The following is a 16446-nucleotide window of genomic DNA, read 5'->3' on the forward strand; positions in this document are numbered from 1 at the left end:
GCCGCCGGGGGAGAGCACCGATGGCCAGGCGTTGTGCGGCAGCATTCGCACGGCTTGTTCCGCACCGGCTCACCCTTCTTCGCCCCGCACGGCAACCCTCGCTGCCGGTTCGCCGCATTCGTGGCCGACCGGTCCGGTCGGCCACGGCCTGACCTTCCTGTTCGAACAGCCCTGTCCGCATGGGCCTGTTCGCCCCATGACCGAGGTGCGCGATTCCCGCATGCGCACGGAGAGCACGCAGAGGTATCCCCACATGGCTCGTAGATGGACGACTGCGACAGCGTTGTTCGCGGCCTTGTCCGCACTGCTCCTCTCAGTCTTCGGCGCCGTCGGTACCGCCTCGGCGGTACCGACCAGCGTCACCAACGCCACACAGTTCACCGACACCTCCGGTGCAGGAGTCCACGCCCACGGCGGTGGTGTCCTCAAAGTCGGCCGGTACTACTACTGGTTCGGCGAGAACCGCAACGCCGACAACACCTTCCGCTATGTGTCCGCCTACCGTTCCACCGACCTCAGCACCTGGACGTTCCGCAGACATGTGCTGACCCAGGCCACCGACCCCGAACTACGGTCCGCCAACATCGAACGTCCCAAGGTCATCTACAACAAGACCACCGGCAAGTTCGTGATGTGGATGCACAAGGAGAACGCATCCGACTACGGAGAGGCCAGGGCGGCCGTCGCCGTCTCCGACACGGTGGACGGCGACTATTCCTGGCGGGGCAGTTTCCGGCCCTTCGGCCATATGTCGCGGGACATCACGGCCTTCGTCGACACCGATGGCACCGGCTACATGATCTCCGCCGCGAACGAGAACCGCGATCTGCACATCTACCGGCTGAACCGGGAGTACACCGCGGTGCAGAGTCACGTCAAGAAGCTCTGGGCGGGCGAGTCGCGCGAGGCACCCGCGCTCTTCCAGCGCGACGGTGTGTACTTCCTGCTCACCTCCGGTGCCACTGGCTGGGCACCCAACCAGCAGAAGTACGCCACCGCCACCAGCATCACGGGAAACTGGAGCGGGCTGAAGGACATCGGCGACTCCACCACCTACCGCAGTCAGACCGCCTATGTGCTCCCGGTCGCAGGTGCCAAGGGCACCGGCTACCTCTACATGGGGGACCGCTGGGCGGGCGAGGGGAACAAGGTCAATGACTCCCGGTATGTCTGGGCACCCCTGACCTTCCCCACCAGGACGTCCATGACCATGGAGTACTCACCGAAGCTCACGATCGACACCGCGGCCGGGTCGGTCGAGGGCATGGATGTGACCTGGGAGTCCATCGAGGCCCGCAAGAGTGGTAAATGTGTCGACGTCGCGAACTTCGCGATGGACAACGCGGTGGAGCTCGTCCAGTGGGGCTGCGGCGGCAACCTCAACCAGAACTTCTGGGTGAAGAAGCTCAGTTCGGGATACGTCCAGATCATGGCACGGCACAGCGGAAAGTGTCTCGACATCAGCGGTGCGTCGAGTGCCGACGGTGCCCTGGCCGTCCAGAACTCCTGCGACGGCCGTAGGTCCCAGCAATGGACGGTGAAGTCCACCGACAGTGAGGATCACGTCCAGTTCATCGCCCGGCACAGCGGCAAGTGCCTGGACGTGGTGAACCAGGCGACCACTGACGGTGCCGCCCTGGAGCAGTGGGCTTGCAACGGTGGCCACAACCAGCACTGGAAGCGCACCTCTGTCTGACCACACACATAGCTACTGAAGAGCTGGTGCCAATGGCAGTGGCGGTGCCCCGATGACCGGTGGGCTCTCCCTGTCCCGGCACGGCCGCCCTCGTCCCCGCAGGCGAGGGCGGTCACCCGGTGTGCCGCCGCAGCGATCGGTTCCTCCGCCCGGCCCTCTGCGCCAGGGACGTCGACACGAGTGATTCGGCCACCGCGCATTCCGGGCGTGACATCCTCGCCGCCGCGGCGCAGCCCGCAGCACGCTGTCCAGCAGTGTCGACTCGCGGTGGACGCCGTGGCCGGCAGCCGCGCGGAGCGCACGCCTCGGGCGTTGTGGAGGCAGGGGAGGCGGCCTGATTCGGCAGCGTCCCGCGGGAGACGGGGGTGGTTGGGTGTCAGGCGCCGTGCGCTGCCGGGGAGGTCGGCCCGAACGAGTGCCGATACGGCGTATCGCAGCAAGTTGCCGGAGTAGGGCCGGTGTCCGTCTCGGAGCCGCGAGGGAAGCTGCCGCGAGCCGGGGCCGGGCGGCGTCGCCGAGGGCGACCGAAGGGTCTCTAGTACGGGCCGCCGCGGAAGAGCATGGTGCCGTGGTGGCGCGGGCGGTCGCCACGTTCGTGGGCTGCTTCGGAACGGTCCGCGGGGGTCGAGAGCCGGGCAAGAGACCGGAGGGTTGCGAGGCCGGCCAGCACTTCGTCACGACGCTTGGAGGACTTCATCCAGACCGGCAGCCGGGCGAACATCGCCATCGTCGGGGAGGCGCGACGCTCGCGCAGCCGGGCGCCCACGTAGGCGGCGAGGGCGTCGACGTGTTCCTCGCCGTAGGCCCACAGGATCCGTCCCGCGCAGCGGGTCTGAAGCCAGAGCGGCCGCCGGAAGAAGAGGTCCTCTGTGCCGCCGGGCTTCGCGCCGACCAGGCCGGCGCCCCGCTCCTCCGCCTTCCAGTCGGCGACCGCGCCGCAGCCGGTGCAGGCGAGGCGGCGAGGCTGGAAGAGCAGGGCACTGAAGTACTTCGGTGCCGCGATATCGGGCCGAGGCACGACAAGCGCGCGGCCACCGCACCTCGGGCAGACCACGAGCACCCGGTCGGTGAACCGGACGAGCCACTCGCCGTGGTCGCGGTGGCGGGCCGGGGTGGGGTGCGCGGGCTCGGAGCTCATGACGGACACCCTGCCAGGCCCACCCCCTCGCGTCAGCTGCTGCCGGTGAACCCGCTCAGAAGTCGAGCCGGCGCCTTCCGTGGTGTGTCTGCCGACGGCGACGCGGTTGTGCTCGCTGTCCGCCGTTACCGCTCGGGCGCGTTCGACGGTTCCTTCGTGTGCGAGGTCAGGCGGGCAGTCCTGGGTCGACGATGCAGCTGATCTCGATGACCTGCCCGGGGAAGGTCAATTCGGATATGCCCAGGACGGTGCTGACCGGGCGGTGGTCGCCGAAGTACGCCCGGTTGCCGTCCGCCGTCGCCGCCGCGTTGTGCCGCAGATCCACCACGTACAGGGTCTGCGAGATGACCTGTTCGCGGGTGACCGCGTAGTGGTCCAGGACCTTGTCCATGTTGGCGTAGGTCTGCTTGAGCTGTGCGGTGAAGTCGTGGGCGTGGACGAACCTGCCCGCCTCGTCGAGCGAGAGCTGGCCGGAGACGTGGATCAGCTCTCCGGACTTGATCGCCTGCGCGTAGCCGAAGTCGCTCTCGGCCAGCACGTTGTGATGGCAGACATCGATGGGGGTGGCCATGGTGTTCACCTTTCCCCGCCGCTCTCTTGTGGTTACTGGAGAACTGTAGGAGAGTGATGGCTGACCTGGACGAACGCACTTTTCGGTGACTGAGGTACCTGATGGTGACCAAGCATCTGCTCACGGGCCTGCCCGAGGACGCCGACCTGAGGCGCGCGGACTCCCTGGCGCGGGAGATCTTCTCGGACGTCGCCAACAAGTGGGCATTCCTGATCATCGAGGCGCTCGGCGAGGGCACTTTGCGCTTCAGCGAGCTCCGCAGGGAGGTCGCGGGTATCAGCCACAAGATGCTCACCCAGAACCTGCGTATGCTCGAGCGCAACGGCCTGGTCGACCGGAAGGTGCACCCCACCGTGCCGCCGCGGGTCGAGTACACGCTCACCGAGCCTGGCCGGGCCCTGCGAGCCACAGTCGATGCCATATGCGGCTGGACCCGCCAGTACCTCGGTCACATCGAGGACGCGCGCCGTCACTTCGATTCCTGATCGCAGTGGCCACAGGACGCCGCCCCTGCGGCGGGTGAGGGCCACGACGGCCTGGACGTGTCGCCGGTCATGGGCACGCTTGCGGTCGTGGAAGCCGCGGCCTTCGTCTGCGGGGTCGGATACACCCGCGCGAATGCCAGGAGTTTGGGGGCGCCTTGCGTTTGTGGCGCCGGTGCAGGCGTCGGCATCCGGAGAGCCGGGCCGGGCTGCCGGCCCGGCCGCCTGGAGCGTGCGGAGGGACCTCACACATCGAGACGGTCGGTGGATGTCACGGCTGTGGGGACGCCGTTCAGGTCGGCGGTCGGAGTGGGTCCGGGGTGGCCCAGAACGGCGATGCGGAGGCGGGGGACGGCGGTGGTGAGGGTGAGGTGGTCATCGGCGAGGCGGGCGGTGACGGAGGCGTGGGCTGTGTCGGTGTCGGTGTCGGTGTCGGTGTCGGTGTCGGTGTCGGTGTCGTGGAGGGTGGCGTGTGCGGTGTCCAGGGGGCGTACCCAGGTGGCGGTGATGTCCTCGAAGGAGGCGGAGTCGGCCCGGTCGGCTGGGGTGGTGGTGAGCAACAGGCTTCCGGCCCGCAGCCACAGCGGGCAGGTGGACAGGGGCAGTTCGACACGGTGCCAGGCGGGCCCGGTGCGGGGTGTGCCGCCGTCGTACGGCAGCCACTCGCCGGGCGGGAACCAGACCTGGCGCTGCCCGCCCGGTGCGTACAGCGGGGCGACCAGCAGGTCGGGGCCGAACAGGTATTGCAGGTCGGCGGTGTGGGCGTCGGGGTGGTCCGGGTGGTCGAAGGGCATCGGGCGGGCGAGCGGTGCTCCGGTGCGGACGGCGTCCGCGGCGGCGGCGTACACGTAAGGCAGCAGGCTCATACGCAGTCGGGCCGCGTGCAGGACGGCCGAGTACGCGCTCTCGCCGAACGCCCAGGGCAGCCGGGAGGTGGTCCCGTGGAACCGGCTCAGCGGTGACAGCAGTCCGAACTGCGCCCAGCGGACGAAGAGTTCGGGGGTCGGCGTGCCGTGGAAGCCCCCGATGTCGTGGCTCCAGAACGGGTGGCCGGAGAGCGACAGGGACAGCCCGGCGCGCAGGGTGGCGGCGAGGTCCGGCCAGTCGGCGTCGGGGTCGCCGGTCCATTTGACGCCGTGCCGTTGGCCACCGGTCCACGATGAGCGGCCCCAGGTCAGGCCGGAGCCGCCGGTGACGTCGCGGGTGGCGTCCGCGACGAGGTCGTTGTAGAGCAGCGGGTAGAGGTTGTGCAGACGGTCCCCCGTCATGCCGTTGTGGGCGATCGCGTCGGCGGGAATCGCTTCGCCGAAGTCGGTCTTGGGGACGGCGGCGCCGCTCGCCAGCGTCTCGCGCACCCGGCCGGTGAGCCAGGCGGCGGCCCCGGGATGGGTGAGGTCCAGCAGAGCGCATGGGGGGTGGTACTCGCCACCCCACACCTCGGACACCACGGTGTCGCCCGCGGCGGTGCGCAGGAACCACCCGGCTCGCTCGACCTCGGCGTAGTACGGGCTGGCGGTACCGATGTAGGGGTTCATCCACAGCGAGACCCTGAAACCCTGCCGGGCCAGATCCTGGTGGAGCCGTCCCGGGTCGGGGAAGGATCCGGTGTCCCACCGCATATCGGACCAGGAGCCGTGCGGCTGCCAGTAGGTGTCGATGTGCAGGACGTCGCAGGGGAAGCCGCGGTCGCGGATGTGCCGGGCCCGTTCGCGTACCGCGTCGGCGCTGTCCGGCTGGAATCCGCCCGAGATCCATGGCCCGAAGGCCCACTTGGGTGGGAACAGGGCAGGACCGGTCAGGTCGCGGTAGGCGGCCAGACAGCGGCCGGGATCGCCGGTGATCAGGTAGAAGTCGAGCACCTCGTCGGGGACGGTCACCGACCAGGTGGCGGTGCTGGAGTGCGCGAGGTCGAAGGCGGCGGCCGTGGTGGTGTCGAGGAGCAGGGCGTAGCCCCGGCTGGACAGCAGGTACGGGATTGCCACGTAGGAGCGGGTACCGGTGCAGCCCATGGCGTCCTGGATCCAGCAGTCGGTCCGCTGCCCGCGCAGGTCCAGGCCGGTGAAGCGTTCGCCGAGGCCGTAGAAGTGCTCGTCGGGGTCGGCGGACCAGCTCGCGTGATGGGCGAGGCGTCCGTCGGCCAGCGGGGTGACGCCCAGGGGCAGTGCTGCCGGGGCGCTGCTGGACCCGGTGGCGTACGGCGCCTGACGCAGCAGTACTTCGCCCTGGTCGTCGAGCAGGTCGAGGGCGAAGGGCGCGTACCGGATGCGCACTCCGAGGGCGGCGGCGCGCAGCAGCAGCCCGTGCTCCGACCGTGTCACATCGCATCGCACGCCGGTCCGGTCCGGCTCGTGTACGAGGGCCGTCCGCGGAGCGGCCGGTGTGTCCGCCATCCGCAGGGTGACCCGCATCCGGTTGTGGCCCCCGATCCGCATCCGCAGCTCACCGGCGCGGCCGGTGGCGGTCCGTACGGCCAGTGCCGCCCCGTTCTCGTGGATCCGTGTGACGGAGCCGGTCACGAGCGGGTCGGTCGCGTCCGGGTACGCCGGGGTCAGCGGCGGTGGCGGGGCGATGAAGGGGAAATGGTCGCGAGGATGGAGGGAGGAAGTCATGTCACCCCTTGACGCTTCCCGCGGTGAGCCCGCCGACGATGTAGCGGTGGAGGATCGCGAAGACGCAGACCACGGGCACACTGACGAGGGTGGCGGTGGCCATGAGCGGCCCCCATGCGGTGCGGACCGGGCCCGCGAAGCTGTTGAGGACCACGGTGACCGGCTGTACCTCGGGCGTCTGGCCGAGCGTCAGGCCGAAGATGAACTCGCCCCAGGCGAGCAGGAAGGACATCCCGGCGACCGCGATCAGACCGGGCGCCATCAGCGGCAGCACCACGTACCCCAGCACGCCGGGCAGGCCGCAGCCGTCGACCAGAGCGGCCTCCTCCAGCTCGACGGGGATGCGCTGCACCAGCGGGCGCAGGATGACCACCGCGAGTGGCAGGGTGAGGGTGGTGTCCGCGGCGATGAGCCCGGTGTACGTGTTCTGCAGTCCGGTCTTGCGTTCCAGGATGAACAGTGGTGCGGCCAGCACGATGGCGGGCAGCAGCTGGGTGACGAGCAGGGCCAGCAGCATGACGCCGGAGCCACGCATCGGGATGCGCGCCAGGGCGTAGCTGAGCGGGACGGCCAGCAGCAGGGTGAGGGCGACGACCCCACCGGAGATCACCAGGCTGTTGAGCAGGGCCCGGGGGAGCGCCGGGTTGGCCAGGGCCGCCGAGTAGTTCTCGGTGGTGAACGGTGAGGGGATCCACTGCGGGGACGCGGCCAGGATCCGGTCCGGCTTCTTGAAGCTGGTGGACACCATCAACAGCACAGGCATCAGGAACGCGGCGGTGACCACCGTGGCGGTCACGGTACGCAGCCAGGGGCGCCGGACGGTGGTCATGCCGTCGCCCTCTCGTGCCGCAGTCTGCGTACGTACAGCGCGGCGGCGAGCAGCGGCACGAGGAGGAGCAGCAGAGCCGCGGCGGCCCCCTGGCCGAACCGGAAGAACCTGAAGAAGACCTCGTAGACGTAGAGGGAGAGGACGGTCGTGGCGTCCACGGGACCCCCGCCGGTCATCACGAAGATGAGGTCGAAGACCTTGAAAGTGAAGATCAGGCCGAGCAGCAGCACCACCGCCGACACCGGCCGCATCAGCGGCAGCGTGATGCGGCGGAACTGCTGCCAGGCGCCCGCGCCGTCGATGGCGGCGGCCTCGTACAGCTCCGGGTCGATGCCGTGCAGCCCGACCAGGAGCAGGAGCATGTTGAAGGGGACGCCGATCCAGATGTTGGCGGTGATGACGCAAGCCAGTGCGGTGGACGGGTCGGTGAGCCAGTCATGGGCCAGCACATCGAGGCCGGTGGAGCGGAGCAGGGCGTTGTACGCGCCGGAGTCGCCGTCGAGCATCCAGCGGAAGAGGGAGCCGCTGACGATCGGGGGCAGCAGCCAGGCCATCAGCAGCAGTGACCGGAGCGGGCCGTTGAGCGGGAACGGCCGGACGAACAGCAGCGCCAGGGCGAAGCCGATGGTGAACTGGAAGACCAGCGAGCCAACGGTGAAGAGCGCCGACAGCCGGACCGCGCGCCAGAAGGCGGGGTCGGTGAGTACGGACCGGTAGTTCGCGAGCCCGTTGAACGGCTCGGGGCCGCCGAGGCGGCTGCTGAGGCTGACGTCGTGGACGGACGTCCACACGTTGTACAGCAGGGGGTAGGCCAGCAGGAGTACGAGGAAGGCGAGTCCGGGCAGGGAGAACAGGTAGCCGGTCCGGTGGCGGCGGACGGCGAGCGGGGTGGTACGCCGACGGCTCATCCCAGCGCCTTGTCGATCTTCACTGCGGCGGTCGACGCGGCGGTGGACGGGGAGACCGTTCCGGTGAGAACTGCCTGTTCGGCCTCGGCGACGGCCTGGGAGATATCGGCGTAGTGCGGCCCGTACCGGCGCGGGCGGGCGAGGGCGAGCTGCTTGAGGAACAGGTTGCGGACGGGATCGGATGTCCAGGTGCCGGCGTGGGCCAGGTCTCTTCGGGCGGGCAGTTCGCCGAGGGACTCCAGGTACGGCACCAGGACCGAGGGTCGTTGGGTGTATTCCAGCACCTGCCACGCCTTGTCCAGGTGTTCGCTGGTCTTCATCACCACCCAGTTCTCGCCGCCCAGGCATGTGGCGGAGGTCTTGTCGGAGGGAAGGGCGACGACGCTCCAGTCGAAGGGGGCCTTGCGCAGGACGGGGATCTGCCACGGCCCGTTGATCTGCATGGCCGCCCTCCTGCTCAGGAAGCGGGCGTTGACGTCCTCCTGGGTCCAGCCCACGCATGCGCGCGACAGCGAGCCCCGGTCGATGAGCTTCTTCAGGAAGGCCAGCGGAGTGCGGCCGGAGGTGGCGAAGGTGTCCAGGTCGCCGCCGCTCTGCCACAGGAACGGCAGGAACTGGAAGACGCCCTCCTCGGTCCGGATCGCGCTCATCGCCAGGCCGAACCGGTTACGGGTCGTCAGCCGGTGGGCGCTGTCGGCCAGTTGGTCCCAGTCGGTCGGAGGGGTCACCCCGGCGTCGTGCAGCATCGAGACGTTGTAGTAGAGCGCGAGGCAGTTGCTGTTGTTGGGGATGCCGAGGGTCTTCCCGCCGATCTGGCAGCTCGCCCAGGGCCCGGGGTAGTACGCGTGTGCCTGGCCCCAGCTCTTGACCCGGCTGGTGAGGTCGGCCAGCAGTCCGTTTCCCCCCAGGGAGCTCATGGAGACGTTGTCGACGATCGCGAGGTCGGGCAGATCGCCCGAGATCGCGGCCAGGTTGAGGGTGTTGACGAGATCGGCGAAGGGGATGGCGCGCCGCCGGATCCGTACCCCCGCGACATGGGCCTCGATCCCGGCGATCAAGTCGTTCAGTACCGGCTGGAAGTTCGCCGGGGTGAAGTAGTCCCATAAGGTCAGCGTGACGGTGCGCGACCTGCGTGCCTTCCCCGTGCCGCCCGTGTCGCACGAGGCCAGTACCCCGCTCAGGCCCAGGGCCGCCGCGCCCGCGCCGGCGGTGCGCAGCATGCTGCGGCGGTCGGTGGTGTGCGTCATGCCTCGCTCCAGGGTTCGGCGGGGGCGGCGGGGGCGTGGGATCAGAACTCCAGCTCCTCCAGGTCGGGTGCCTCGCCGGGCAGCTGACGGCACGGACCGGTGCTGTCGCGCTGGGCGACCAGGGGTTTGAGCAGCACGTGCCGGGGCGGCGCGCCGGGCGAGATGAGCCGTTCCCGCAGCAGGTCCACGGCGACCCGGCTCATCTCCGCGACGGGTGTCTCGATAGCGGACAGCCGAAGGCTGATCTGCTCCACCCAGCGGCCGGCCGTCACGGCGACCACCGAGAAGTCGCGCGGCACGACCCGGCCGTGCCGCTTGAGTCCGAGGTACACCCCGCGCAGCGCGGCTTCGTTCATGGTGACCAGCGAGGTGGTCGCCGGGTCGTCCAGAAGGATCTTCTCCAGGACCGCCTCTCCGGAGGCGTCGTCGTCGCCGCACAGGTACGCGTGCTCGGTCAGGCCGAGTGCCGCCATCGCCTTGGTGTAGCCCTCAAGGCTCAGACGCGCCGGGCCGTATCCGCTGGCGAAGAGCCGCTCCGAGCGGTTGACGAAAGCGATCCTGCGGTGGCCCAGGTCGGCCAGGTGCTGCACACAGTTGGCGGTCATGCCCACGAAGTCCAGATCGACCCAGCCGGTCGCGTCCGCCGTGCTGTTGCGGCCGATGATGACGTAGGGGATACCCGCCTTGGCGAGGTGTTCCACGCGGTCGTCGTGCAGCCGGATCTCCATGACGATCAGGCCGTCCACCCGCCCGGGGCTGACCATCCGCCGGAACGACGGCTCGTCCGCGGTGACACTGGGGGACAGCAGCATGTCGTAGTCGTAGCGAGCTGCCGCCTCGGCGACGCCGCCGATGAAGTCGTGCTGCTGTTCGGTGTAGGTGCCGTCCGGTTCCGCCGGTGGGTAGACCAGTCCCACGGTGTGGGCCCGGGCCGGATCCGGTCCGGTCCGTGTGCCGCCCGCGGTGCCTGGCATCGTCAGCCGACCGGGAGGGCCTGCTCGGCCCAGATCGTCTTGCCGGTCGGGGTCTGCCGGCTGCCCCAGCTCTGGGTGAGCTGGGCGACCATGTCCAGCCCGCGTCCGCCCTCGTCGTACACACGGGCGCGGCGCAGGTGCGGGGCCGTGCTGCTGGTGTCGGAGACCTCGCAGATCAGGGTGCGGTCGCGGATCAGCCGGAGGCCGATGGGTACCGCTCCGTACCGGATGGCATTGGTCACCAGCTCGCTCACCACCAGCTCGGTGACGGGCGTGGCTTCCTCCAGCTTCCAGGCGGCGAGCTGGCGGCTGACCTGGGCGCGGGCATCGGCGACCATCGACGGATTGGCCGGCACGGCCCAGGTGGCCACCTGGTCGGCGTGCAGGGCGCGGGTGCGGGCCAGCAGCAGGGCCACGTCATCGGCGGGGGTCGGCGGGAGCAGGGTCCTGAGCATGGCGTCGCAGCTGACCTCCAGGGAAGGCGCGGACTGGTCGGCCAGCGTTCGGCACAGCCGGTCCAGGCCGGCACCGACGTCGTGGTCGCGGCCCTCGATCAGACCGTCGGTGTAGAAGGCCAGCAGGCTGCCTTCGGGCAGCTCCACTTCGGTGGCCTCGAACGGCAGGCCCCCGATGCCCAGCAGTGGTCCGGGGGACAGCTGGACCACGTCGACCGTGCCGTCGGGCAGCAGCGCGACGGGTGGTGGGTGGCCGGCGCTCGCGATGGTGCAGATACGCGTGACCGGGTCGTAGATGGCGTACAGACAGGTGGCGCCGAGTTCTTCGGCGTCCGTGCCGGAGACCGCGCCCCGGTCGCCGGTGCCGTCGTCCGAGTCCAGGTGGCGGACCAGGTCGTCGAGGTGGGTGAGCAGTTCGTCCGGGGGCAGGTCGACATCGGCGAGGGTGCGCACCGCCGTACGCAGCCGACCCATGGTGGCCGAGGCGCGGATGCCGTGGCCGACCACGTCGCCGACGACCAGGGCGACCCGGGTGCCGGACAGTGGCACCACGTCGAACCAGTCGCCGCCGGCGCCGGCCCGCGACCCGGCCGGCAGGTAGCGGAAGGCCGCCTGGACGGCCGCCTGGGCCGGGAGCCGCCGGGGGAGCAGGCTGCGCTGCATGGTCAGTGTGGCGGAGCGCTCCCGGATGTAACGGCGCGCGTTGTCCACACCGACGGCGGCCCGGTCGGCGAACTCCCCGGCAAGGATCAGGTCGTCCTGCTCGAACGGTTCGGAGTCCTGGGTCTTGGCGAAGATGGCCACCCCGAGCGTGATGCCGCGGGCTCGCAGCGGGGCCGCCATGATCGAGTGGAATCCGTACTCCCGCACTCTGGCGCTCCGTGCCTCGTGGAGGGCCATCCAGCGCAGGAAGTCGGGGTCGTCCTTGCCGGTGAGCACCGGCCGCCCGGTGGCCAGGCAGCGGGCGGGCGGCGTGAAGGCCGGGTAGGTGTCGAGCTCGCCGAGGGGCACCGCCGCCTCGGGTGTGCCGCTGGTGGACGACCGGTGTGCGACCCGGCGCAGCTTCACGTCGGCGCCGACCGGGCCGGGCACCGGCTCCTCTCCCTGGAGCACGGAGTCCAGCAGGTCCACGCTGGCGAAGTCGGCGAGCCGGGGCACGGCCGCGTCGGCCAGTTCCTGGGCGGTGCGGACCACCTTCAAGGCGGTCCCGATGCGGGTGCCCGCCTCGTTCAGCAGGGCCAGCCGCTGCCTGGCCCGGTGGTATTGGCTGCTGTCGAACGTTGCGGTGCCGACACCGCACACCTGGCCGGAGGCGGGATCCCGGACGGGCCACAGCTCGACGATCCTGGCCTGCTCGCGCGAGAAGGACCGCGCCGGGGTGCGGGTCTCGAACCGGGCCGGTTTCCCCTGCTCGGCCACCTGGTGGAGATGGCGCAGGAACGGCTCGTCGGCGCCTTCGCCACCCGCGGCGGGGGCGGCCTCCGCGGCGGCGGTGTTCAGCCGCCACCTGCCCGAGGCGGTGTCGAACACGGACATGGCGATGGACGCCTGGGTGAACGCCCGGTCCATCATCGGGTGCTCATCCTGCGCCCCGGCGGCGTACGGCACCGCGGTCAGCACGTATGCCTGAAGCGTGCCGTCACCCGCCAGCGACGGATAGGCCCGCAACATGACGTCGACGCGGTGGCCGTCGCGGTGCCGTAGCGTGGCGGTGCCACTCCATTCGCTCGAGCCGGCCGGGGTGAACCCGGCCGCGTCGGACGCTCCGGTGGCGGCCACCAGCTCGACCGCTGCCCGTCCCACCACCTCCCGCGCCTGGTGGCCCAGTAGCCGTCCGGCCTCTTCGCTCCAGCCCGTCACGATGCCCTCGGGGCTGACGACGGCCGTGGCAGCGCCGTGTGGGTACCCGAGCTCACCCGGCGCCGGCTCCATGACCACCTCGTCGCTCGTCATCACCATTCCGTCTGCTTCATGCCTGTTCTGTCCAGTTTGTCAAATATCCTCCAAAATCAGCGAGCGCACGGCAGGAGATCAGGGCATGCGGACGGTGTGCGGTTCAACAGCGGCCGTCCGGGTGAGCCCCGGCGTCCAGGGCGTGCTGCGCATCGGCGCCAAGGCGGTACCGGACGCGGTCGAGGGCTTCCGCCTCCGACGGCATTCCGGTGCCGTAAGGGCGTGCATCGCCGCCAATGGGTAACACTCGGCACCTGATCGGTAACCGTCTGCGCGCGTCTCGGGGCAGGTGATCAGGATCAGCCTCGTGTGGCTGACCGGTCGCAGCGAGGTAGATGGTGCGGAAGACCGGGAGCAGGGATCACGCGCTGTCGAGGAGGGGGAATCAGGCGGGGTAGGCGTGCGTCTGGGCCGCCTTGACCGCGGCCCACACCGTGGCGCCCGGGTGGAGTTCGAGTTCGGTCGCGGCGACCGTGGTGAGGTCCGCGGCGAGGCGGAGCGGGCCCGTGAGGTCGGCGCGTACCTGGTCGCCGTTGGTCTCCAGGCCGGTGACCTCGCAGTGCCAGAGGTTGCGGGCGCTGGAGCCGGTGGGGCGGTCGCGGTACAGCGTCACCGCGCTCGGCGGAAACGCGACGAAAACCGGACCGGTCAGTTCCTCCATGGTCGTGACCTCGGGTCCGCGATCGACGCGCACCGTGTGGCCCTCGGCCTCGCCCCGGTAGAGGTTGAGGCCGACCAGGTGAGCGATGTAGTCCGTGCGCGGGTGGCGGGCGATATCGGGTGGGGCGCCTTCCTGGACGACGCGGCCGTCCTCGATGACGACGAGGTGGTCGGCCAGGACCATGGCGTCGAGCGGGTCGTGGGTGACCAGCACCGCGACCGCCTCGAACTCCGCCAGGTGGCGGCGGAGCCGGGCGCGGACGTCGAGGCGGGTACGGGCGTCGAGGGCGGCGAGGGGTTCGTCGAGCAGCAGCAGCCGGGGTTGGGTGGCCAGGGCGCGGGCGAGGGCGACGCGCTGGGCCTGGCCGCCGGAGAGGCGGCGGGGTTTGGCTCCGGCGTGGTCGGCGAGGCCCATATGGTCCAGCCACTCCGCGGCCTGGGCGCGGGCCTCCGCCTTGGGAGCGCCGTGGCAGCGGAGGCCGAAGGCCACGTTGTCGAGCGCGGAGAGATGAGGGAAGAGCAGGTAGTCCTGGAAGACCACGCCGACTGGGCGGGACTCCGGGGGCATCCGGTCCAACTCGGTTCCGTCGAGCCGGAGATGGCCGCCGGTGAGCGGGGTGAGCCCGGCAAGCGCCCGCAGGGCGGTGGTCTTGCCCGCACCATTGGGGCCGAGGAGCGCGACGACGTCACCGGGCGCCGCGGTCAGCGCCACGTCGAGCCGGAAGGACCCGCGCTGGACCACGAGCCGGGCGTCCAGCCCCTCACTGCCCGGGGTGCCTGTGGCGCCGTGTGTCATCTTCTCGGTGTGGGTCATGAGGTGGTCATCCAGCGGTCGCGCAGCCCGGCCAGTACCGCGATGGACACGGCCAGCAGGGCCAGGCTGAGGGCGATGGCCGCGTCCGGGTCGCTCTGGAGGGCGAGATAGACAGCGAGCGGCATGGTCTGAGTGCGGCCGGGGAAGTTGCCCGCGAAGGTGATCGTCGCGCCGAACTCGCCCAGCGCGCGGGCCCACGCGAGCACGGCACCCGCCGCGATGCCGGGGGCGATGAGAGGGAGTGTGACCCGGCGGAAGGCGGTGAAGCGGGAGGCGCCCAGGGTGGTGGCGGCCTCCTCGTAGCGGGGGTCGGCGGCGCGCAGTGTGCCCTCGACGCTGATGACGAGGAACGGCATCGCCACGAACGCCTCGGCCACGATGACGCCCGTCGTGGTGAACGGCAGCGTGATTCCGAACCAGGAGTCGAGCCACTGCCCGACGACCCCGTTGCGGCCGAGCGCCATCAGCAGGGCGACACCACCCACCACCGGTGGCAGGACGAGCGGCAGGGTCACCAGAGCCCGTACGAGGCCGCGCCCGGGGAACTCGACCCGGGCCAACAGCCAGGCAAGCGGGACTCCGACGACCAGGCTCACCGCGGTGGCGGCCGTCGCGCAGACCAGGGAGAGCTGGAGCGCCTGCCAGACCTCGGGGCTGGTCAGCAGGTCGGGGAGGCTGCGCCAGGGAGCCCGTACCAGCAGGGCCACAAGCGGGACGAGCAGGAACGCCAGGCCGATCAGCGCGGGCAGGAGCAGCGGCAGCGGGGCGCCCTTGCGGACACGGCCGCGCCGCGGAGCGCCCTCCAGGGTCTCCGCGGCGCCTGCCTTGTCCACCGAGGTCACGGCTTGAGGAACCCGGCGTCGCCGAGGACCTTCTGGCCCTCGGTGGACCGCACCAGCTGGATGAACGCCTTGGCCGCGGCGGCGTTGGGCGCGTCCTTCAGCGCGACGATCGGGTAGTCGTTGATGGCCTTCGTCGACTCGGGGAACTCCACGCCCTGCACCTTGTCGCCCGCCGCCTTCACGTCGGTCTTGTAGACGACGGCCGCATCGGCCTCCTTCAACTGCACCTTGTTCAAGGCGCTCTTGACGTCCTGCTCGTAGGAGACCGGGGTGAGCTCGAGCTCACTGGCGTGGAGGGCCTTTTGAGCGGCGGCGCCGCACGGGACCGTCTTGTCGCACAGGACGACCTTCAGCCCGGACTTGGTGAGGCTCTTCAAGGAGGAGATCCTGTCGGGGTTACCCGGCAGGGTGGCGATCTCCAACTGGTTGCGCACGAACGTGGCGGGCTTGCCGGACGCGTCTCCCTCATCCGTGACGATCTTCATCGTCTTGGGGCTGGCGGCGGCGAACACATCAGCCGGGGCGCCACCGGTGATGCTCGCGGCGAGGGCGTCGCTGCCACCGAAGCTGAAGGTCACCTTCGTGCCGGGGTGCTCCTTCTCGAATGCGTGGCCCAGCTTCGTGAAGCTCTCCTTCAGCGAGGCGGCCGCGAAGACGGTCACCGAGCCCGATACCTTGTCCGAGCCGGAAGCGGCGTCGGAGGAGTCCGACTTCTCCTTCGAGGAGGAATCACCGGACGGAGAACAGGCGCTCAGGGCCAGCAGGGCGGCGGCACCTGCAGCAGCCACCTGCAGGGTCCGGCGGTTCCGACGCGCGGAACGGGTCATCACGGGGTCACTCCCTTTGGTCCTGACGGACACATTCACGGTCTCTCGACAACCACGTTGGTCGACTTGATCACGGCTTCCGCCGGAACGCCCGGCTCCAGCTTCAACTCCTCAGCCGACTCGCGGCTGACCATCGCCACTACCCGGAACGGTCCGGCCTGGATCTCCACCTGCGCCGACACATCACCGAGAATCACGTCGGTGACGATTCCGGAGAAGCGGTTACGGGCCGAGGAGCCCGCGGACTCCCGCTCCATACGGTGCACCTGGCGGGCGTAGGCCGCGAGAGCCGGCCCGGGGATGATCCGGTGGCCCAGTTCGTCCCGTTCGGCGGTCAGTTTCCCGCCATCGATCAAACGCCTCACGGTGTCGGCACTGACACCGAGCAAGGCAGCCGCGTCCCCGATCCGGTAGGTGTGCATGCCTGGATCATACTGCCGC

15 protein-coding genes are annotated in these 16446 nt (G+C 70.2%); 3 read left to right on the plus strand and 12 right to left on the minus strand.

From position 1 onward, the window contains the following. Positions 1 to 253: 253 nt before the first annotated feature. Positions 254 to 1696 (plus strand): RICIN domain-containing protein, encoded by a 1443-nt coding sequence (locus tag AC07FT_RS11705; RefSeq protein ID WP_479175975.1) that lies wholly within the window; start codon positions 254 to 256, stop codon positions 1694 to 1696. Positions 1697 to 2231: 535 nt separating this feature from the next. On the opposite strand, the gene AC07FT_RS11710 is transcribed toward AC07FT_RS11705, so the two are convergent. Together AC07FT_RS11710 and AC07FT_RS11715 are read right to left on the minus strand one after the other, a co-directional pair. Continuing rightward, a complete protein-coding gene (locus AC07FT_RS11710; RefSeq protein ID WP_479175977.1) occupies positions 2232 to 2834 on the minus strand; it encodes a hypothetical protein in 603 nt (200 codons plus the stop codon). A 166-nt stretch (positions 2835 to 3000) separates the two neighbouring features. Continuing rightward, positions 3001 to 3405, minus strand: coding sequence for a RidA family protein (locus tag AC07FT_RS11715; protein ID WP_479175979.1), 405 nt, complete (start codon positions 3403 to 3405; stop codon positions 3001 to 3003). Between the two features lie 101 nt (positions 3406 to 3506). Between AC07FT_RS11715 and AC07FT_RS11720 the strand changes: the two genes are divergently transcribed. Further along, on the plus strand, positions 3507 to 3890 hold the full coding sequence (locus AC07FT_RS11720; RefSeq protein ID WP_479175980.1) for a winged helix-turn-helix transcriptional regulator: 384 nt from the start codon (positions 3507 to 3509) through the stop codon (positions 3888 to 3890). A gap of 242 nt (positions 3891 to 4132) precedes the next feature. On the opposite strand, the gene AC07FT_RS11725 is transcribed toward AC07FT_RS11720, so the two are convergent. From AC07FT_RS11725 to AC07FT_RS11750, 6 genes are read right to left on the minus strand one after another with little or no spacing between them, the layout of a single operon-like run. Then, the gene (locus tag AC07FT_RS11725; RefSeq protein ID WP_479175982.1) at positions 4133 to 6496 is read right to left on the minus strand and encodes a glycoside hydrolase family 31 protein; all 2364 of its coding nucleotides are present in this window, start codon (positions 6494 to 6496) and stop codon (positions 4133 to 4135) included. Between the two features lies 1 nt (position 6497). Continuing rightward, the gene (locus tag AC07FT_RS11730; protein ID WP_479175984.1) at positions 6498 to 7325 is read right to left on the minus strand and encodes a carbohydrate ABC transporter permease; all 828 of its coding nucleotides are present in this window, start codon (positions 7323 to 7325) and stop codon (positions 6498 to 6500) included. After that, positions 7322 to 8233: a carbohydrate ABC transporter permease gene (locus AC07FT_RS11735; protein ID WP_479175986.1), complete on the minus strand. Its 912-nt coding sequence runs from the start codon at positions 8231 to 8233 to the stop codon at positions 7322 to 7324. Before AC07FT_RS11735 ends, AC07FT_RS11730 begins: the two co-directional genes overlap by 4 nt. After that, a complete protein-coding gene (locus AC07FT_RS11740; protein ID WP_479175988.1) occupies positions 8230 to 9480 on the minus strand; it encodes a sugar ABC transporter substrate-binding protein in 1251 nt (416 codons plus the stop codon). The genes AC07FT_RS11735 and AC07FT_RS11740 overlap by 4 nt, the downstream gene beginning before the upstream one ends. 41 nt (positions 9481 to 9521) lie before the next feature. Further along, entirely contained in the window at positions 9522 to 10454 is a 933-nt protein-coding gene (locus AC07FT_RS11745; RefSeq protein WP_479175989.1) for a LacI family DNA-binding transcriptional regulator, read from the minus strand. A gap of 2 nt (positions 10455 to 10456) precedes the next feature. After that, the gene (locus AC07FT_RS11750; protein ID WP_479175991.1) at positions 10457 to 12862 is read right to left on the minus strand and encodes an ATP-binding SpoIIE family protein phosphatase; all 2406 of its coding nucleotides are present in this window, start codon (positions 12860 to 12862) and stop codon (positions 10457 to 10459) included. Between the two features lie 85 nt (positions 12863 to 12947). On the opposite strand from AC07FT_RS11750, the gene AC07FT_RS11755 reads away from it, so the two are divergent. Then, positions 12948 to 13106, plus strand: a complete 159-nt coding sequence (locus AC07FT_RS11755; RefSeq protein WP_479175992.1) for a hypothetical protein — start codon at positions 12948 to 12950, stop codon at positions 13104 to 13106. A gap of 141 nt (positions 13107 to 13247) precedes the next feature. Here AC07FT_RS11755 and AC07FT_RS11760 read toward each other — a convergent pair whose 3' ends face one another. Genes AC07FT_RS11760 through AC07FT_RS11775 form a run of 4 tightly spaced genes read right to left on the minus strand, consistent with a single transcriptional unit; the run spans position 13248 to position 16427 of the window. Then, positions 13248 to 14336: an ABC transporter ATP-binding protein gene (locus AC07FT_RS11760; RefSeq protein ID WP_479175993.1), complete on the minus strand. Its 1089-nt coding sequence runs from the start codon at positions 14334 to 14336 to the stop codon at positions 13248 to 13250. Further along, positions 14333 to 15178: an ABC transporter permease gene (locus AC07FT_RS11765; protein WP_479175995.1), complete on the minus strand. Its 846-nt coding sequence runs from the start codon at positions 15176 to 15178 to the stop codon at positions 14333 to 14335. The genes AC07FT_RS11760 and AC07FT_RS11765 overlap by 4 nt, the downstream gene beginning before the upstream one ends. Then, on the minus strand, positions 15175 to 16005 hold the full coding sequence (gene modA, locus AC07FT_RS11770; protein WP_479175997.1) for a molybdate ABC transporter substrate-binding protein: 831 nt from the start codon (positions 16003 to 16005) through the stop codon (positions 15175 to 15177). Before modA ends, AC07FT_RS11765 begins: the two co-directional genes overlap by 4 nt. Positions 16006 to 16040: 35 nt before the next feature. Further along, positions 16041 to 16427 (minus strand): TOBE domain-containing protein, encoded by a 387-nt coding sequence (locus AC07FT_RS11775; RefSeq protein WP_471201792.1) that lies wholly within the window; start codon positions 16425 to 16427, stop codon positions 16041 to 16043. Between the last annotated feature and the right edge of the window lie 19 nt (positions 16428 to 16446).

It is taken from the genome of Streptomyces sp. NPDC045899 (assembly GCF_056431485.1).